The organism is Enterococcus sp. DIV1094 (assembly GCF_017316305.2).
GTDB lineage: Bacteria > Bacillota > Bacilli > Lactobacillales > Enterococcaceae > Enterococcus_B > Enterococcus_B mangumiae.
This window is the reverse complement of sequence record NZ_CP147250.1, coordinates 243345-262087: the sequence shown is the minus strand read 5'-3', so window position 1 is coordinate 262087 and position 18743 is coordinate 243345. Positions and strand designations below refer to the sequence as shown.

The 18743-nt window shown below is 37.4% G+C and carries 19 protein-coding genes and 1 pseudogene; 13 read left to right on the top strand and 7 right to left on the bottom strand.

Features of this window, described 5'->3' with window-relative positions; translation table 11 throughout:
• The 5 genes from DOK79_RS01250 to DOK79_RS01230 all read right to left on the bottom strand — a co-directional run bounded on the left by DOK79_RS01250 (position 1) and on the right by DOK79_RS01230 (position 3704).
• Positions 1–651 (bottom strand): NAD(P)-binding oxidoreductase, encoded by a 651-nt coding sequence (locus DOK79_RS01250; RefSeq protein ID WP_206858747.1) that lies wholly within the window; start codon positions 649–651, stop codon positions 1–3.
• Between the two features lie 141 nt (positions 652–792).
• Complete coding sequence (locus DOK79_RS01245; RefSeq protein ID WP_206858744.1) at positions 793–1407, bottom strand: ECF transporter S component; 615 nt, start codon at positions 1405–1407, stop codon at positions 793–795.
• A gap of 16 nt (positions 1408–1423) precedes the next feature.
• Positions 1424–1975, bottom strand: a complete 552-nt coding sequence (gene coaC, locus DOK79_RS01240) for a phosphopantothenoylcysteine decarboxylase (protein WP_206858734.1) — start codon at positions 1973–1975, stop codon at positions 1424–1426.
• 14 nt (positions 1976–1989) lie between these two features.
• Positions 1990–2718 carry a phosphopantothenate--cysteine ligase gene (locus DOK79_RS01235; RefSeq protein ID WP_206858732.1) on the bottom strand — a complete coding sequence of 243 codons (729 nt, stop codon included), beginning with the start codon at positions 2716–2718 and terminating at the stop codon, positions 1990–1992.
• Positions 2715–3704, bottom strand: coding sequence for an acryloyl-CoA reductase (locus DOK79_RS01230; protein WP_206858731.1), 990 nt, complete (start codon positions 3702–3704; stop codon positions 2715–2717). Before DOK79_RS01230 ends, DOK79_RS01235 begins: the two co-directional genes overlap by 4 nt.
• 227 nt (positions 3705–3931) lie before the next feature.
• On the opposite strand from DOK79_RS01230, the gene DOK79_RS01225 reads away from it, so the two are divergent.
• From DOK79_RS01225 to DOK79_RS01165, 13 genes are all read left to right on the top strand, one after another.
• Complete coding sequence (locus DOK79_RS01225) at positions 3932–4474, top strand: helix-turn-helix domain-containing protein (protein ID WP_206858725.1); 543 nt, start codon at positions 3932–3934, stop codon at positions 4472–4474.
• 17 nt (positions 4475–4491) lie between these two features.
• Positions 4492–5577 carry a polyamine ABC transporter ATP-binding protein gene (locus DOK79_RS01220; RefSeq protein WP_206858722.1) on the top strand — a complete coding sequence of 362 codons (1086 nt, stop codon included), beginning with the start codon at positions 4492–4494 and terminating at the stop codon, positions 5575–5577.
• Positions 5578–5588: 11 nt separating this feature from the next.
• Positions 5589–6395 carry an ABC transporter permease gene (locus DOK79_RS01215; RefSeq protein WP_206858719.1) on the top strand — a complete coding sequence of 269 codons (807 nt, stop codon included), beginning with the start codon at positions 5589–5591 and terminating at the stop codon, positions 6393–6395.
• Positions 6392–7222: an ABC transporter permease gene (locus DOK79_RS01210; RefSeq protein WP_206858717.1), complete on the top strand. Its 831-nt coding sequence runs from the start codon at positions 6392–6394 to the stop codon at positions 7220–7222. The genes DOK79_RS01215 and DOK79_RS01210 overlap by 4 nt, the downstream gene beginning before the upstream one ends.
• Positions 7219–8292 carry an ABC transporter substrate-binding protein gene (locus DOK79_RS01205; RefSeq protein ID WP_206858715.1) on the top strand — a complete coding sequence of 358 codons (1074 nt, stop codon included), beginning with the start codon at positions 7219–7221 and terminating at the stop codon, positions 8290–8292. Before DOK79_RS01210 ends, DOK79_RS01205 begins: the two co-directional genes overlap by 4 nt.
• Positions 8293–8855: 563 nt before the next feature.
• A complete protein-coding gene (locus tag DOK79_RS01200) occupies positions 8856–9671 on the top strand; it encodes a PRD domain-containing protein (protein ID WP_206858704.1) in 816 nt (271 codons plus the stop codon).
• 107 nt (positions 9672–9778) lie between these two features.
• Positions 9779–11707, top strand: a complete 1929-nt coding sequence (locus DOK79_RS01195; protein ID WP_206858693.1) for a beta-glucoside-specific PTS transporter subunit IIABC — start codon at positions 9779–9781, stop codon at positions 11705–11707.
• Between the two features lie 11 nt (positions 11708–11718).
• Positions 11719–13212 (top strand): sulfatase-like hydrolase/transferase, encoded by a 1494-nt coding sequence (locus DOK79_RS01190; protein WP_206858690.1) that lies wholly within the window; start codon positions 11719–11721, stop codon positions 13210–13212.
• Between the two features lie 67 nt (positions 13213–13279).
• Complete coding sequence (locus DOK79_RS01185; protein WP_206858683.1) at positions 13280–13591, top strand: hypothetical protein; 312 nt, start codon at positions 13280–13282, stop codon at positions 13589–13591.
• A 9-nt stretch (positions 13592–13600) separates the two neighbouring features.
• Positions 13601–14713: an anaerobic sulfatase maturase gene (locus DOK79_RS01180; RefSeq protein ID WP_206858679.1), complete on the top strand. Its 1113-nt coding sequence runs from the start codon at positions 13601–13603 to the stop codon at positions 14711–14713.
• Entirely contained in the window at positions 14713–15489 is a 777-nt protein-coding gene (locus DOK79_RS01175; protein WP_206858787.1) for a TSUP family transporter, read from the top strand. Before DOK79_RS01180 ends, DOK79_RS01175 begins: the two co-directional genes overlap by 1 nt.
• A 12-nt stretch (positions 15490–15501) precedes the next feature.
• Entirely contained in the window at positions 15502–16356 is an 855-nt protein-coding gene (locus tag DOK79_RS01170) for a formylglycine-generating enzyme family protein (RefSeq protein WP_206858677.1), read from the top strand.
• Positions 16357–16769: 413 nt separating this feature from the next.
• Positions 16770–17999, top strand: a complete 1230-nt coding sequence (locus DOK79_RS01165) for an ATP-binding protein (RefSeq protein ID WP_206858675.1) — start codon at positions 16770–16772, stop codon at positions 17997–17999.
• 262 nt (positions 18000–18261) lie between these two features.
• On the opposite strand, the gene DOK79_RS15465 is transcribed toward DOK79_RS01165, so the two are convergent.
• Both DOK79_RS15465 and pepG1 read right to left on the bottom strand, forming a co-directional pair.
• Entirely contained in the window at positions 18262–18342 is an 81-nt protein-coding gene (locus tag DOK79_RS15465; protein ID WP_422392106.1) for a putative holin-like toxin, read from the bottom strand.
• A 239-nt stretch (positions 18343–18581) separates the two neighbouring features.
• A pseudogene (gene pepG1 / locus DOK79_RS01155) lies at positions 18582–18726 on the bottom strand (type I toxin-antitoxin system toxin PepG1).
• Positions 18727–18743 lie beyond the last annotated feature (17 nt).

Sequence of the window (18743 nt, the reverse complement as noted above, 5' to 3'; positions counted from 1 at the left end):
TCAAGCCTCCTCAGCAAGTTGTTTGATTGCGTCTGGAACTGTAGCTGATCCTTCAGATAAAACAACGGTTGTTTTTGATATTGTTGGTTGATCCACTAACGCAGCTAATACTTCTGCTACCGTTTTTCTTGTAATCGTTTGAGCTGGTTTTTCATTTGGTTTCGTTAACTGGATCGTCATGACTTCTTCATCGTTGGTCAAAGCTACAGGTTGGAGGATGACATAATCCAATGCTGTTTGATTTTTCAACCATTCGTCAGCGTAATATTTAGTAATGTAATAATCCGTCATTGATTCAGGCCATTTTTCACGATTGTCTGCAAACGCCGCACTGATCATCAAATAGCGAGAAATATTTGCTTGCTCTGCTGCAATCATTGTTTTGATAGCGCCATCTAAGTCGACTTGTAAAAGATTCTTTCCTTGAGAACCAGCAGTAAAAATGACAAGATCACTGTCTTGAAAGGCTTCTGCCATTTTTTCTGAGGACCACGTTAAATCGAAGGGAACATAGGCAATGTTTTCTTCATCAAAAATTGCTTGGTTGGCAACATCTCGCACACCCGCGTAAACTTGATGTTCTGTTGTTCCTAGTTTCTGGATCAAATGACGTCCGATTTGTCCATTTGCTCCTACTACAAAAATATTCATATTCCTCATCCTTTCACTACTTAGCTGTATCATTCATGGTAACATCAAAACATAAAAAATTCAGGACTGAACACTTATCAATAAAAACCAAAAAAGAGCGAGCAGGATGCCTCACTCTTTTTTGATTTTTCGATCGTATCATTAACGCATCATTCGCAGCAAAACAGTAGACACCGCAGCTGTGACTAAACCTGCAACGATCGCTTCTGGCACGCCACTAGTAAAGATAACTGCAAGAATGGCGGAGTAAACAGCATTGATGTTGCTTCCGATGACTTGGGCATAATCTTGTTGGAAAAGAAAGTAGATCAAGTTCATCACTAAAACCGTGTTAGTAAGAGAACCAGCAATCCCAGCAAGAAACAAGGAAAGTGGACTAACTTTGTTCTTCGTCAATTTTTGGATGCCTTTATAAACAAAATACGGAACAACGCCAATCAAGATCCTTGGTATCAAAGCAATGATCAATGCTTTCCAACTTCCTTGATCCGTGCCGATCACTGGAATAAAAGGTGAGAACACAAAAGACAGAGGTGTTGGAATGAACGTACTGCGGATCATACTGATCACGCCAAATGTCCCTCCGAGAAAAGCACCTAGTCGTGGGCCTAAAACGATTGATGCGACGATGACCGGGATATGCATCGTGGTCGCATTGATCGGGCCAATCGGGATAAAACCGAGAGGCGTAACAGCCAGTAAAATCATAATAGCTAAAAACATAGCAGTCAAAGTAAAGTTTTTGGTATTTTTCATCATAACTCCTTAAATACTAGACCGACCTCTGATTAAGCAGAAGTGTGACTTGGTCGATAATGATTTGGTTATCTGCTAAAGCACCTTTGCCGAAATCTCCACAAGCTAAAAGTGATTCTCGTGGTTCAATTTCCTGATAACCGATTTCTTTTAAAGTGGCTAGATTTCTTTGATTGATCGGATGTTGATACATATTAGTATTCATTGCCGGCGCAATCAATTTTGGTGTCTCGGGTAAAAGTGCCATGGCAACCGTAGATAGTAGATCATCGGCTAAACCATTTGCCAGCTTTCCAATAATATTTGCAGTAGCTGGTGCAATCAAAAATAAGTCGGCTTGCTTGGCTAGCTCGATATGGTTGATGACTGAAGGATCGTTTTCTTGCATGACATCCGTGTGGACAGGACGTTTAGATAAAGATTGCAAAGTTAAAGGTGTAATAAATTTTGTACTGCTTTTCGTCATGATCACATCGACTTGGTAACCGAGTTTGACAAGTTGATTCGTGATATCTGCGCTCTTATATGCAGAAATACTACCAGATACGCCCAATAGGATTTTTTTCATTTCCGGATTCCTCCTTATTTTAAGATCGTAGAGACGATACATTGCGCAATCTCTTGCTTGGTGTAGGCTTCTGTAACTTCTCCATTTTTAGACAACAAGTAGCCATGATGGCGTGTTTCATTGATCTGTGTCAAGTCGTTGGCTAAAATATAATCGGTTTGGTTAGTGATCAAGCTCTTTTTAGCTACTTCCAATAACTGCTCTTTTGAGACATCGACTAATAATTTGAACCCAACGATCGTAGCTTTGGGTTGCCATTGGCGTAAAGAACGAATGATTTTTGGTGTTTTCTTCAAGGTCAAAACTAGATAGTCCGTATCCGATGAGATCTTCGCTTCTTTACTTACACTTTGTTCGGTTGCTTCAAGCCAAGAAGACAAGGAATCGGGAGTCAATGATTCTTTACTCAAGCGCTCAGCCAACTGTTGCTCAGACAGACTGAAAGCCGGTGTAAAATCACTGACCGCCATGCTATGGATGATCGCGTCGTAGCTCTTTTCTTGCATCAATCGTTCGAATGTATCTAGTAATTCTTGTGTAGATTCGATGAGATGGAATGTCAAACGTTCAGAATCGCTAGGTTTTACAGCGGGTTGCGTCGTTACGTAGTCGATCGTCACAGAAGGGTGTGTCAGAAAGGCTTCTGCGATTGCTTTTCCTAAGCGTCCACTTGAATGGTTCGTGATCGAGCGGACTTGATCGATTCGTTCGCTTGTGCCACCAGCTGTGATCAATACCTTCATACCGTTTCACCTACAGTGACAAGCGTTCTTCCTTGATGTGTCCCTTCAAGGATTTTTTTGGTCGTTTCTTCCAATTGTTCTAAGGTGATCTCGTTCACGACTAAGTGATCAGTCACAGAAAGATCGGCTAATTGTTGCCAGATATTCAAGCGTTTTTCATGAGGGACGTTGACTGAATCAATACCGATCAGCTGGATATTTCTTAAAATAAAAGGTAACACAGTCGTTGTTAATTTGATTCCACCTGCATTGCCGCATACTGCAGCAGCGCCATCATAGGCAATCAAAGGCAGTAAGCGAGTGAGCAGTTCTCCCCCAACAGTGTCGATGACATAATCCACTTGTTGTTTATCCAAAGGTTTACTTTTTTCTGGTAGAAAGGCTTCAGGATGCACCACTTGAGTTGCCCCTAGTTTTTGTAGCCAAGTTTGCGCTTCTTCTTTTCTCGAAAATGCAGTGATTTTTTTGAAGCCCATTTTGTGTAACATAGCAATGGCAACACTTCCTACTCCACCAGATGCACCTGTCACGACGACATGGTCGTCTGCTTTCATTCCTTGACTAAGTAAGGCATTCACGCAAAGGGCGGCAGTCAAACCAGCTGTTCCTAAAACCATTGCTTGACGAAGTGTCATCGTTTCTGGGAGAGGAACAAGCCAATCTCCAGGGATTTTTTGATAATCACTATAGCCGCCAGGTTGGCTAACGCCTATTCCATAGCCAGTTGCTAAAACTTGATCTCCGGGCTGGAAACGTTTGTCTAAACTTTTCATGACGACTCCGGAAAAATCAATACCAGGAGTCATTGGATAGGTACGGATCACTTGGCCATTTTCACTACAAGCCAACGCATCCTTATAATTGACATCTGAGTATGCGATTTTTACCCAAACTTCATTATTAGTCAGTTCGGGAAATTCTTTGTCGACAATGCTTGTATGGAAAGCTGGTTCATTGTTTACTTGAAACTGTTTGAATGTGTTCATTAGATAGAAGGTGCTCCTTTCGAAATTTTCCTTAATCATACCATAAAGCGTTTCATTTTCTAGTAGTTTGCTGATTAATTTCTATTAAAAAATAGTAGAAGCAACTGAAAAAAGTACGAGAAAATTTCAAGCAAAAGGGTTGTTTTTTTTGCTGAAGTTTGTATACTATTACAGGTGGTAGTAAACTTGGAGTTTACTATTAGAAAACTTCACGTAGGAGGAGACAAATGGAAATTGGTGAGAAGTTACGAAATCTGCGCATCCAAAAAAATTTAACGCAAGAAGAATTAGGGGAGCGGACGGATTTATCAAAGGGCTATATCTCGCAGCTTGAACGGGATTTAAGTTCACCATCGATGGAAACATTTTTCTCTATTCTTGAAGTATTGGGAGTTACCCCAGAAGCTTTTTTTCATCAAGAAACAGCCAACCTTCCTATCGTCTATACAAAGGAAGATCGTACCGTCTATTATGATGAGGAAAATGGGTACGAGCTAGAATGGTTAGTGACAGATTCAAATGAAAAAGAAATGGAGCCAGTGTTATTGACTTTTGATACTGCTGGTGAATATAAAACCTTTGAACCTTCCCTTTCAGAAACATTTATTTTTGTTTTAGAAGGAGAAATCGCACTAAGCTTAGGTGAACAAGAGTATGTAGCGAAAAAAGGTCAATCAATGTACTATCAGGCAACGACACAACACCAATTACGTAATCACCAAAGAAAACAAACAAAAGTATTGATCGTCGCAACCGAATCATACTTGTAATATAGGGGGCAGAAAAAGTGGGAAAACCAATCATATCATTCGATCAGGTCGTAAAAAGCTATGATGATGAAACAATTTTGAAGAAAGTCAGTTTTGAGATCGAACAAGGGAAATTTTATACATTGTTAGGGCCTTCCGGTTGTGGAAAAACAACGATTTTACGAATCATTGCAGGATTTACGGAAGCAACCGAAGGAGATATCTATTTTGAAGGAAAGCGACTCAATGATCTACCGGCGAATAAACGCCAAGTCAATACGGTTTTCCAAGACTATGCCTTATTTCCTCATATGAATGTATTTGACAATGTTGCTTTTGGCTTGAAAATCAAAAAAATGCCAAAATCGGAAATCGAAAAAAAAGTCAAAGATGCATTGCGCATGGTGCAATTACCAGGATATGAAACACGAGAAATCAGCGAAATGTCAGGCGGTCAGCGCCAACGGGTAGCTATCGCCCGAGCAATCGTCAATGAACCGAAAGTTTTGTTATTGGATGAACCATTATCTGCTTTGGATCTGAAATTACGTACAGATATGCAATATGAGTTGAGAGAACTTCAACAACGCTTAGGGATCACCTTTATTTTCGTTACGCATGATCAAGAAGAAGCATTAGCGATGAGTGATGAGATTTTTGTGATGAACAAAGGGAAAATCGTCCAAAGCGGTACCCCTGTAGATATTTATGATGAACCGATCAATCATTTTGTGGCAGATTTTGTTGGGGAAAGTAATATCGTCAACGGTGTTATGATCGAAGATAACTTGGTTGAATTTGTTGGTAAACAATTTGAGTGTGTCGATGGTGGGATGCGAGTGAATGAACCAGTGGAGATCGTCATCCGTCCAGAAGATTTGACGATCACTACACCAGACAAAGGAAAATTAGTCGTAACAGTGGACACTCAACTCTTTCGTGGCGTGCATTATGAGATCATTTGTTATGATGAGCAACAAAATGAATGGATGGTCCATTCAACGAAAAAAGCGCGTGAAGGCAGTCAAGTCGGTCTAGCTTTTGAACCAGAAGACATCCATGTTATGCGTTTCAATGAGTCGGAAGAAGACTTCGACGCACGTTTGGAAAGCTACGAAGAATAGGGGGAGAGAATATGAGAACAATGCGTAGGATCTATTCCATCCCTTATGTTTTATGGCTTGGATTATTCGTGATTGCGCCTGTTTTGATGATCATCTATCAATCTTTTTTTGATATGAGTGGTCAGTTTACATTAAGCAACTATGCCGCTTACTTTACTTCAGGGACTTATATCGCCATGACGATCAATTCGGTCTGGTATGCGTTCTTGATTACATTATTCACATTGTTGATCAGCTATCCGACTGCTTATTTTTTAACAAAATTAAAACATAAACAGCTTTGGTTGATGTTGATCATTTTACCGACTTGGGTCAACTTACTGTTGAAGGCATATGCTTTTATTGGGATTTTTAGTATCCATGGCAGTGTCAATCACTTTTTTGAGTTCATCGGTATTGGGCCGCAACAGATTTTATTTACTGATTTTAGCTTCTTGTTTGTGGCAACATATATCGAGATTCCATTTATGATCATGCCGATCTTCAACGCGTTGGAAGAAATGAATCCTTCGTTAGTAAGTGCCAGTAAAGATCTAGGAGCCAGTAATTTCGAAACGTTTCGCCGTGTGATTTTTCCGTTATCACTGAACGGGGTGAAAAGTGGGGTACAAGCAGTATTTATTCCTTCACTGTCCTTATTCATGTTGACTCGTTTGATTGGCGGAAACCGAGTGATCACACTAGGAACAGCTATCGAGCAGCATTTCTTAGTCACACAAAATTGGGGCATGGGTTCAACGATCGGTGTGATTTTGATCATTGCCATGTTCGTCGTGATGTTACTGACGGGTGAGAAGAAAAAAGGAGGCCGCTCATGAGAAAAAAATTCAAATGGTCATACCTTTATTTAGCGGTTGTTTTTCTGTTGTTGTACTTGCCGATTTTTTACTTGATATTCTACTCCTTCAATGAAGGCGGAACAATGAATAGTTTTACCGGCTTTACTTGGGAAAACTATCAAGCAGTATTCGAAGATACACGACTGATCATTATCGTATTGAATACGTTTATGTTGGCATTCTTATCCGCATTGATCGCAACGATCATCGGAACGTTTGGCGCGATGGGGATCTATTACACAAAAAAACGTCAGGCACGAACTGCATTATTGAGTATGAACAACATTTTGCTCGTTTCGCCTGATGTGATCATCGGTGCAAGCTTCCTGATTTTCTTTACGCTATTAGGCTTTGGCTTAGGATTTCAAAGTGTGTTGCTTTCACATATCGCCTTTAGTATCCCAATCGTTGTTTTGATGGTCTTGCCAAAGTTACAAGAAATGAACGACTCGATGGTAGATGCTGCGAGAGATTTAGGTGCAAACAATTTCCAAGTAGTAAAAAATATTATCTTACCATTTTTATCTCCAGGAATCATCGCCGGCTACTTTATGGCATTCACATATTCTCTGGATGACTTTGCGGTCACTTTCTTTGTGACAGGTAATGGCTTTACTACCTTATCTGTTGAGATCTATTCAAGAGCACGTCAAGGTATCAGTTTAGAAATCAATGCGTTGAGCGCACTTGTCTTCTTGTTCTCAATGGTATTGGTGATCGGTTATTACTTTATCAGTAAAGAAAACCGACCAAAACGATTGAAAAAAAATCGCCGCAACCGTGAGGAGGTGGCTCGTTTACGATGAAAAAATTACAATCTTTGCTTATCGGTATTATCTTGATCATTGGCGTATTGCTTGTGAGTGTTCGGCAATTAGAACGAGCAAGTGGAATGAGTGGGGCTAAAATCGTGACGATTTATAATTGGGGCGATTACATCGATCCTAGTTTGATTACGAAATTTGAACAAGAATCCGGCTATAAAGTGAATTATGAAACGTTTGACTCGAATGAAGCGATGTTTACCAAGATCCAACAAGGTGGGACTAATTATGATATTGCTATTCCGAGTGAATATATGATCCAAAAAATGATCGAAGAAAAACTAGTCATGCCTTTGGATCACAGTAAAATCAAAGGATTGGAAAACATCGATGATCGCTTTTTGGATCTAGATTTCGATCCGGACAATAAATATTCGATTCCTTACTTCTGGGGAACACTGGGGATCGTGTATAACGACAAAGTTTTCAACGAAGAAGAAATCAAACACTGGGACGATTTATGGAAACCAGAATTAAAAGATAGTTTGATGTTGATCGACGGAGCGAGAGAAGTGATGGGCTTGTCTTTAAATAGTTTAGGGTATTCTTTGAACAGTAAAAATATGACTGAACTGAATGAAGCGGCTCAAAAGTTGAACAAAATGACACCAAACGTCAAAGCAATCGTTGCAGATGAAATCAAAATGTATATGATCAACGAAGAAGCATCAGTTGCTGTGACATTCTCAGGGGAAGCAGCTGACATGATGTATGAAAACGAACATTTACATTATGTGATCCCAACAGAAGGGTCGAATCTTTGGTTTGATAATATCGTCATGCCAAAAACAGCGAAAAACCAAGAAGGTGCGTATGATTTCATCAACTTCATGCTTGATCCGGAGAATGCTGCGCAAAACGCAGAATATATCGGCTACTCCACACCAAACAAAGCAGCCAAAGCATTATTACCAAAAGAAATCTCAGAAGATGAACAATTCTATCCATCCGATGAAACGATTTCTCATCTTGAAGTTTATGAAAATCTCGGTTCAGAATATCTAGGGATCTATAATGATTTATTCTTGGAGTTCAAGATGTATCGGAAATAGCAGTAATCCAATCAATGGTAATCAGACAGCATCAATAATTTCAGGGTGTCTTCATTTACCTTTGTCATCATCAGTTTCACGATTTTCTCTCAAAAACGGCTTTATAGCCGTTTTTTTGTTCTTTCATCTTTTTCCTCCAATATTTCTCTCACTGTTTAATACTTAAAAATCTTTATTTATTAGCTATTTCTGTGTCTTGTATAGATCATGAAAAGAGAAGGAATGAGTATATCTCGATTTACTGATGTGGTGTATTATAACAAGTGTGCTTCACCTAGAAATACTAATGGATGAAGCAGTAGCGCCAATGAAGATTGGCATTCAAGGGGGAAGAGACCGGTGATAATTGAAGAGCAAACCTTCGTTTGCGGAGATAACCAAGGATAAAAAAACATCTTTCTTCCTAAAAAAAATTTAGAAAACGCTTGCTTTTATGTAGATTTTATTATACCATTTAGTCAATTGAATGGGTAGTTACTGGTAAAGCAGGCTATACCTTAGTATGCGCGTATATAATTACGTGTGTGTTAAGGTATGGCCTTTTTTAGGAGGTGGAATCTTGTTTGAAGGTTAAAAAGATACTAAACAATAATTCGGTGTTGGTAGGTGAAGGGGCAAAAGATTATATCTGGATCGGGACAGGCATTGGCTTTAAGATAAAACCTGGACAAGAAGCAGATGAAAAGAAAATTGAGCGGGTTTTTGTGTTGCAGAAACAATCAACAGAACGTTTGATGAATTTGTTACAGGATATGCCTGTCGAATATGCGAAGTTAGCAGACGATATTATCCAATATGGAAAACAAAAAATCACATATGAGTTAAGCGATTCTATTTATATTTCATTAACGGATCACCTTTATAACAGTGTGAGACTACAAAAAGAAGGGTTACATTTGAATAATCAATTGTTTTGGGAAATTCGTAAGTTTTACCCAAATGAATTTTTGGTGGGGGAATATGCGGTTCAATTGATTAATCAAAAATTTAAAACAACACTCGATGATTATGAAGCAAGTAACATTGCAATGCACTTTATCAATGCACAATTAAATAGTGACGAGCGAGTTGAAAACATTCAATCATTAACCCACAAGATTCGAGATATTTTAACTATTATTAGGATGCATAACCACGTGGATGTTGATGAAACGAGTTTATCATTCGATCGGTTTGTGACACATCTAAGATTTTTCTTTAAACGCTTGGAAACTCGTACAACTGAAAATTCGAGTAACCCGTTATTGGTTCATGTGATCGAAAAATATCCTGAAGCGTATGAAACAACCTTGCTGATTGGCAAATATTTAAAAAAAGAATTAATTGATGAAGAACAATTATATTTAACGCTACATGTACAAAAATTAATAGAGAAATAATTCAAGGTGTTACTGGTCATGCAGGCAAGACTTGACGAAGTTGTTGTGAGACAACTTTGTTTAGTCTTGCTTTTTATTTATACAAATTTTTGGAGAGGATGTTTGTGATGGATTATCAAGAATTAAATGAACAAATATTAGAAAATATTGGAGGAAAGAAAAATATCAATGCTTTAGCACATTGTATGACTCGTTTTCGTTTCAAATTAAAAGATGAATCGAAAGCAAACACAGAGGCGATTAAAAAGATTCCAGGGGTTGTAACGGTTGTTCAAAGTGGCGGTCAGTATCAAATAGTCATTGGAAATCATGTTGGAGAAGTATATAAAGAATTTGTAGAGTTAGCTGGAATCAAAGATGCATCAACTTCGGAAAATGATGTAGATAAGCCGAAAGGGATTTTAAATAAATTCATTGATATTGTATCCGGCGTATTTACTCCAGTCATTAATGTTTTGATGGCCGCCGGTATGATCAAAGGATTATTAGCTTTACTAGCAGCTTTTGAATTAATTGATAAAGCATCAGGAACATATTTGATTTTGAATGCTACTGGTGACGGTCTCTTTTATTTCTTTCCGTTGTTCTTAGGTTATACAGCATCGAGTAAATTTGGAGGGAAGCCCTTTATTGGTATGGCTATTGGTGCTGCATTAGTGTATCCATCAATTGTTGCAGCAAATAGTGCTGGAGGGGAAGCATTATTCACTTTATTTCAAGGAACAGTCATTGAATCCCCAGTCTATATCAAATTTTTAGGATTACCAGTAATTTTGATGAACTATGCTTCAAGTGTTATTCCTATCATTGCAGGAACTTATTTAGCTGCTAAATTTGAGGCTTTTTTAACAAGAGTTATTCCTCGTATGGTGCGTAGTTTCTTTGTTTCATTTCTAACATTGATTATTACAGTCCCTTTAATATTTTTAGTTGTTGGGCCTATTACAACTTGGGTGGGGTTGTTTCTTGGACAAATGTTATCAGCAGCAAATGATTTCAGTCCAATCATCGCAGGAATTGTGATTGGCGGCTTTTGGCAAGTCTTTATTATGTTTGGTTTGCATTGGGGATTTGTTCCAATTGCAATGAATAACTATGCAACGCTAGGATATGACGTAGTTATGATGGCTGGTCTTGCAACACCTTTGGCAATGGCAGGTGTGACATTTGCAGTTTTCTTCAAAACAAAGAACAAAAGACTAAAAGAAATCGCTTTTCCTGCAGCTTTGTCCGCAGTATTCGGAATTACTGAACCCGCATTATATGGTGTAACATTGGCTAGAAAAAAAGTTTTCTATACTACTTCGCTGGCAGTTGCCATTGCCGGCGCAATTATGGGGATTTTTAACACACGAGTGTACATTAATGGAGGAACAGGGATCTTTGCCTTGCCAAGATTTATCAACCCTGAAGTTGGTTTCGATAATAGTTTTATTGGATTTGCAATTGCTTGTGGAGTTGCATTTGTCGTAGGATTCTTAATTACTTACTTCTATTCTTATAATCCAAAATTGGATGAAGAAACAGATGAAGTTACTGAAAAAGAGAGTATTCCTGTCAATGCAGCTTTAGGTCAAACAGTTTTATATGAACTGGATACACCAATCAAAGGTGAAGTGATACCTCTAAGTAAAGTATCTGATACTGCGTTTTCGACAGGTTTACTTGGTCAAGGGGTAGCAATTTTGCCAACTGAAGGGAAAGTCTACGCACCAGCAGATGGTAAGGTGACAACGTTGTTTCCAACATATCACGCTCTTGGTCTAACAACCGATGAAGGAATTGAGCTATTGATTCATATTGGTATGGATACAGTGAATCTACAAGGAAAATACTTTGATCCAGCTGTAAAACAAGGTGATACAGTGAGAAAAGGCCAATTGCTATTAACATTTGATATTGATGCGATTGCAGCTGCGGGGTATTCATTGCAGACACCAGTAATTATTGCCAATTCAAAACATTATTTAGAAGTTGTAAGTTCAGAAGAAAAGAATGTAAATATTTCAAATAATTTATTTACAGTTATCGCCTAGGAGGAGTTTAAATGAGTGGCAAGAAAAATATCTTTTTATTTGTAGCCGATCAAATGCGTAATGATTCATTGGCACATATGGGGAATCCAGCATCCATTACACCTAATTTAGATGATCTAGTTTCAGAAGGCGTTTCTTTTGAGAACGCATACTGTCAAAATCCAGTATGCGTACCTTCTAGAAATAGTTTTTTAACAGGCTTATATCCACATGTGAGTGGACATCGTACGATGCATTATTTACAACGTGAAGATGAACCCAATATTTTGAAGGAAATGAAGAATAATGGTTACGAAGTTATCTGGATTGGTCGCAATGATGTGGTGCCTGCCGACCGCACAAAAACAGAATATTGTGATGAATATTATGATGGCATTACGAACGAGAATATGCGTGATGCTGAAAATAATCAGATGAATCACTCTGCTGAGATGAATGAAGAGAGTAAAAAGTTATACGATAAAATGTTATCAGGAGATACTTATTACTCTTTTTATATGGGGAAATTACCAGATGGAGAAGGCTATGGAAAAACAGATTGGAACTGTGTAGAAAAAGCATTGGAGTATATCGAACGTCGTAGTAAAGAATCTTCAGATAAACCGTTCTTCGTTTACTGTACTATTTCATTTCCACATCCGCCATATGCCTGTGAAGACCCATGGTATTCAAATATTGATCGAAGTAAGCTGCCTCCGCGTCGTCCAAATATTCAAGAGGTTCCAAACAAGGCTTCGATGCTATACAGTATTAATGAACGACAAGAATTAAACGGTTGGTCAGAGGAGCGTTTTGATGAATTGAGAGGAACTTATTTAGCGATGGTTTCTCGTTTTGATCATCAAGTAGGGTTGATTAAAGAAAAATTGAAAAAGTCGGGTTTATATGACGATACGAACTTGATCATCTATAGTGATCATGGTGATTATACAGGAGATTATACAATTACGGAAAAAGTTCAAAACTGTTTTGAAGATCCGATTTCGAATGTACCTTTATTGATTAAGCCTGCAAAAGGATTAGTAGTAGAACCACGTATTTCTAAAGCACAAGTTGAATTGCTGGATTTACCATCTACGATTGCTGAAATGGCAGAGATCGACTTATCGTATACGCAGTTTGGTAAGTCACTATTACATGTAGTAGCTGGTGACGAAGAACACAAAGATGCGGTCTTCTGTGAAGGAGGACGTATTCACGGTGAGAGACAGGCGATGGAGTTAGGTCATGGACCAGAATCTCCTTACTGGCCACGATTATCAACACAATACAGTGAAGGTCCAGAGCATACAAAAGCAGTCATGTGTAAAATGGGAGATTTTAAATACACAATGCGTCTGTATGAAACAGATGAATTGTATAATACTGCCGAAGACCCAATGGAAATCAATAATTTAGCGGTTTTAGATGAATACCAAGAGTTAGTTCAAAAAATGAAAAATCGAGTTACACAGTTTTATATGGAGACAACAGATTATGTACCTATGAAACGTGACAAACGGTAATAATGATTCAAATAAACAACCGAAGTATCGAGAAACATGGGTGAATTTCCAAAAAGTGAAATACTGGATGACATTTAATGAAGTTCATTCAGTCCTACATGCTTCGGTTTTGAACCAAGAGATGCTTAAACAAAGAGGTTCTGATGATTTCACAAATATGATTCAAGCTTGGCATAACCAAATCGTGACAAGTAGCAAATTAGCAGAAATTGGGGAAATAAAAGAAGATTCTACAACTGGGGAAATGAGTAAACTCTATGGGGTTATTTGTATCGATTTATATTACCAAGGGAATGGTACATTGGATTGTTCGAAGAAAAACCATTTGATTGGTATAAAGAAGAATTGCGACAAATGGAGAAAATTTAGAAGAAAGTAGGGATATACCTTGAAACATATTTCCGTGTTGATCAAACCAGCTTCAGCGCTTTGTAATTTACGATGCAAGTATTGTTTTTATGCTAATGTCAGTTCATTACGTGAAGTACGTTCTTATGGAAAAATGAAAGCTGATGTTGCTGAACAAATGATTGCGAATATTTACAAAGATTTAGAAGATGGTGATGAGTTAACACTGGCGTTTCAAGGAGGAGAACCAACTTTAGCAGGGTTATCCTATTTTCAAAATATAACTGAGTTGATTGAAAAACAAGGTAGACGTGTGCATGTCCGTTATGCGATACAGACGAATGGTACAGTGATAAATGAGAAATGGTGTGTATTTTTTAAACAACATAATTTTTTAGTGGGGTTGTCAATTGATGGACATCCCCTCTATCATGACTTGAATCGAGTAGATCCTAGAGGTCGAGGAACGTTTCACCGTGTTCTTCAAACAAAAGAGCTGTTTGATCGTTACGAAATCGATTACAATGTACTTTGCGTATTAACTGATCCGTTGGCGAAAGAAGCGAAGAAAGTGTTTCACTTTCTTAAAGAACAACAGATTAGTTATGTTCAATTTATTCCGTGTCTGGATGATTTAGACGTATCGGAACGAAATAGCTATGCATTGACACCTAAGCGTTTTGCAAGTTTTTATCATCAAATCTTTCAATTGTGGCTTGCTGAACTTCGGCAGGGGAATTACATAAGTATCAAGCTATTTGACGATATCTTGAATTTATTGGTTCGTCAACAAATAACAGCGTGTGGGATTTTAGGAAATTGTCAGGTGCAGTATGTTATTGAAGCTGATGGGAGTGTTTATCCTTGTGATTTTTATGTCTTGGACGAGTATCGTATGGGTTATATTCAAGAACAAACATTGCGGGAATTATTTTCGCAAAATGTTTCAAAAAAATTTCTTTGCGAAAGAGATCCTTTATCTGAAAAATGTCAAACCTGTCCCTTTATTAAAATGTGCCGCGGAGGCTGTAAGAGGATGAAAGATGCAATGTATGTAGATGAACGTGATTTTTGTGGTTATGCCTCTCTATTAAAAGAATTTGTTCCAAAAATAGATGAAATTTTAGGGATATTACAGGAGGTTTACGCATGATTGTTGGAATCATTTATTTTTTTGTGATTGTAACCGCCAATACGATCGGCGCTGTTTCTGGCATGGGTGGCGGAGTCTTAATCAAGCCGATTTTTGATTTTATCGGCGCGCACACAGTGGCGGCAATTTCGTTCTATTCGTCAGTTGCTGTTTTTACGATGTCAATTGTTTCGACAAGTCGCCAACTAATGAGTGGGCGGAAAATCAATTGGAAGATTGTTGTTTGGGTATCCACAGGTGCAGTACTAGGCGGAATTTTAGGCAATAGTACATTTGAATACTTCTTACGAATTTTTGCAAATGATGATGCCGTTCAGATGATTCAAATTATCCTAACGATAATTATGCTCTTATTTGCTTTTTTCTATACAACATACGATTGGAAAAACTTCCAATTAAGATACAGTTTTTGGTATTTATTTTGTGGTCTGATTTTAGGCTTTTTTGCTAGTCTTCTAGGCATTGGAGGCGGACCAATTAATGTTTCTTTACTAATGTTAATGTTCTCGGTTTCAATAAAAGAAGCAACGATGTACTCGATTTGTACAATTTTCTTCTCCCAACTCTCTAATCTAGTGACGATGGGGGTGTCTTCCGGTTTTGGCAATTTCGATCTAACTATATTGATATATATTGTGCCTGCTGGGATTATCGGTGGGATGTTAGGAGCGAAGTTAAGCAATGTGCTATCTGAGAAAAAAGTAACAACGGTGTTCCAATTAGTCATTATTTGTGTATTGTTGATTAATTGTTATAACGGTTTTCAGCTACTATAAGGAGTGACAAGAATGATAAAAATACCTGGTGGAAGTTATAAAGTAGGAACAAATCACGTAGACGGTTTTGAAGCAGATCATGAAGGACCTCGTTTATCGGTTATAGTTCAAACCTTTTGGATGGATGAGACGACTGTAACGAACGCTGAATTTGCTAAATTTATTGAGGAAACAGGTTACGTAACTGAGGCTGAACGTTTTGGTTGGTCGTTTGTCTTTCACTATTTTTTGAGTGAACAAACACGGATGAAAAGTCAATTAGTTTCCAATATGGTATCGTGGTACGCTGTAGCTGGTGCTGATTGGCGTCATCCAGAAGGTCCAGATTCAACGATTGAAATGCGTATGGATCATCCTGTTGTACAAGTCTCTCGTAACGATGCGATTGCTTATTGTAAATGGGCGGGCAAACGTTTACCAAGTGAAATAGAATGGGAGATTGCAGCTAAAGGCGGGACAAATAATGAGCGGTATCCATGGGGCGATGAAGAATTTATCTTAGCTGGTAAACATCGAGCAAATATTTGGCAAGGGGATTTTCCACACACGAATACAAAAGACGATGGTTTCACGAATACAGCACCAGCCAAATGGTACGAGCCAAATGGACTAGGGATGTATCAAGCGATTGGAAATGTCTGGGAATGGTGTAGCAATCCAGCACGAGTTGATTTGAAAAAATTTCAAACAACAACGAGTGAAGAAATTTGGCAAGCATATCAACAAGTAGATGATAACTTTTACGCAACACGAGGAGGTTCTTTCCTCTGTCATTATTCTTACTGTAAAAGATATCGGATTGCAGCACGTAATGGGAATTCAGGTATGTCTGCTGCAAACAACTTAGGATTCCGTTGTGTAAAATAAGACGATGGCAGAAGTAATCAAATTCAAGAAACAAACTTAATAATCTACAATGTTTCTTTTAGATTTTTGAAACTATTTAAGATATTTATGTAACTTAGTTTATTTGATTTTAGCATGTAGAATTAGAGTAAAATCACTAATCAAAAAATTCAATATAAGTTAGAATCTTATTCTCTGGATGAAATACGAGCAAGCCTAACTAGAAATAACTAAAGAGAGATATCAGAGAAGAGGAAGTAAAAATTTTAATACTCATGTTTTTCAAAAGAAAGCAATTAATTTTTCCAAACGAGAGTTAGAAAGTAGTCCACTCATTTCTTGCTATAAATCAGAATCATAGTTTCCATTATAATGAATAATTACCTGTTAAATGCATCTTGTTTCCATTATAATGGAAACAAAGAGGTGAGATTATGATTGTTAGAAAAAATTATTTAGAATTAATTATACCGTTTGTTGACACTGAACCGATCAAAGTGATGACAGGAGTTCGACGTTCAGGCAAATCCATTATGCTAGAGTTGATTCAAAACTATTTAAAGTCAAAAGGGGTAAAAGAAGAGCAATTTATTATTATTAATTTTGAAGAGTTAATCTTTGAACCATATTTAGAATACCATGCACTAAATGACTATATAGAAAAAAAAATAGCTCAAACTAATTTGAAAACATACATTTTTTTAGATGAGATTCAAGAAGTTAATCATTTTGAAAAAGTGATAAATTCTTTGCGTGCAACTTATAAAAGTAGAGTAGATATTTATATTACAGGTTCCAATGCAAAACTGTTATCTGGTGAATTGTCTACTCTGATTAGTGGGCGATACGTTCAATTTGAAATTTATCCTTTTAAATTTTTAGAATATGTTGAAGGAAGGCGTAGTATTGGAGATAATAGGAGTGAAAATGATTTATTTCAATCTTATTTAGTTGAAGGTGGTATGCCCTTTCCAGTATTTCAAAATATACAATATCGGGATCGATTAAATTATTTAAGTGATGTTTATAATTCAATTATTTTGAAGGATATTATCGAAAGAGAAAATCTCAGAGATCCTGAATTATTAAGAAGATTGTTGAATTTTGTTTTAGGAAATGTTGGAAGAACTTTTTCAGCAAACTCGATAACAAAATATTTGAAAAATGAGGGTCTTAAAGTATCGCCAACGACAATTCTCAATTATCTAGGATTTGCTACTGATGCTTACGCAATCATTCCATTAAAAAGATATGACGTTCAAGGTAAAAAATTTTTGGCTTCTCAAGAAAAATATTATGTTGTAGACCATGGATTAAGACAAGCGATTATCGGTAGAAATGAAGAAGATCTTGAGCTTGTGCTAGAGAATATCGTATTGTTGGAATTGATGGCACGAGGCTATGAGGTGTCAGTTGGAAAAACGAATCAATACGAAATAGACTTCATTGCTGAACGCAAAACGGAAACAAAAATCGACCGTAAATATATTCAAGTTAGTTATTTATTAGCTTCCCCTGAAACCCGTGAGCGAGAGTTTCGCCCCTTGAAGGAGATTGCCGATAATTATGACAAAATGGTTTTAACACTCGATCCATTTACAAGTGATGTCGATGGAATTGCGCATGTAAATTTGATACAGTGGTTATTGGATGATAACTACTGAGATCTAAATCAGTAGCAAGAAAGACAATCTTTGTATCAATAAGAAATTAATAGGGACAATAGTTGCTTTTGTTTTGCAAATTATTTATTCCTATAAATTATTCCTAAAATATCAATCAGAATTTAAGAAGAAGCCGAAGCTGTGTTATAATAAAAACGAAAAAAGGAACTGCGTCAACAGCTCCCTTTTGACAGCACCGTTAAAACCGGTGACAGAATTATATTTTAATTTGAAATAGACGTCTCCCGGAAAAAAGTGTCGGCTATTTCTTTTTGTCGTTTTTGTTGGTCAAGGTTAGGATGCCAAAGATCAGAGTTGCGGTAAATAAACTGAAACGAATCATTAGCTCTAGCGTTGATGCAATAGACAAAAGGCTTCTCCTTTCATAGATTTCAGTACTTATCTCCATTAAAATCTGCTTAATAAAAAATCAGAATTGAAGAAGAAGCCGAAACTATGCTATAATAAAAACGAAAAAAGGAACTGCGTCAACAGCTCCCTTTTGACAGCACCGCTAAAAGCTAGTGGCAAGTGTAATAGTTAACTCAAAGAGAAGTAACCATCGGCTCGCTAAAGTGACGGTTACTTCTCTTTGTCATTTTTCAGCATTGTAACAACCAAGCCAACTAAAGCGATGGTAAACATACCGAAAGCTAAAATTGTTTGGACTGTTTCATATGCGGACAAATAGGCTTCTCCTTTCATCGATTTCAGTACTTATCTCCATAAGCACCACCACCTTTT

Coding starts and splice junctions, on each gene's coding strand:
- DOK79_RS01250 (WP_206858747.1), bottom strand. CDS start 651: ATGAATATTTTTGTAGTAGGAGCAAATGGACAAATCGGACGTCATTTG.
- DOK79_RS01245 (WP_206858744.1), bottom strand. CDS start 1,407: ATGAAAAATACCAAAAACTTTACTTTGACTGCTATGTTTTTAGCTATT.
- coaC (WP_206858734.1), bottom strand. CDS start 1,975: ATGAAAAAAATCCTATTGGGCGTATCTGGTAGTATTTCTGCATATAAG.
- DOK79_RS01235 (WP_206858732.1), bottom strand. CDS start 2,718: ATGAAGGTATTGATCACAGCTGGTGGCACAAGCGAACGAATCGATCAA.
- DOK79_RS01230 (WP_206858731.1), bottom strand. CDS start 3,704: ATGAACACATTCAAACAGTTTCAAGTAAACAATGAACCAGCTTTCCAT.
- DOK79_RS01225 (WP_206858725.1), top strand. CDS start 3,932: ATGGAAATTGGTGAGAAGTTACGAAATCTGCGCATCCAAAAAAATTTA.
- DOK79_RS01215 (WP_206858719.1), top strand. CDS start 5,589: ATGAGAACAATGCGTAGGATCTATTCCATCCCTTATGTTTTATGGCTT.
- DOK79_RS01210 (WP_206858717.1), top strand. CDS start 6,392: ATGAGAAAAAAATTCAAATGGTCATACCTTTATTTAGCGGTTGTTTTT.
- DOK79_RS01205 (WP_206858715.1), top strand. CDS start 7,219: ATGAAAAAATTACAATCTTTGCTTATCGGTATTATCTTGATCATTGGC.
- DOK79_RS01195 (WP_206858693.1), top strand. CDS start 9,779: ATGGATTATCAAGAATTAAATGAACAAATATTAGAAAATATTGGAGGA.
- DOK79_RS01190 (WP_206858690.1), top strand. CDS start 11,719: ATGAGTGGCAAGAAAAATATCTTTTTATTTGTAGCCGATCAAATGCGT.
- DOK79_RS01185 (WP_206858683.1), top strand. CDS start 13,280: ATGACATTTAATGAAGTTCATTCAGTCCTACATGCTTCGGTTTTGAAC.
- DOK79_RS01170 (WP_206858677.1), top strand. CDS start 15,502: ATGATAAAAATACCTGGTGGAAGTTATAAAGTAGGAACAAATCACGTA.
- DOK79_RS01165 (WP_206858675.1), top strand. CDS start 16,770: ATGATTGTTAGAAAAAATTATTTAGAATTAATTATACCGTTTGTTGAC.
- DOK79_RS15465 (WP_422392106.1), bottom strand. CDS start 18,342: ATGATTCGTTTCAGTTTATTTACCGCAACTCTGATCTTTGGCATCCTA.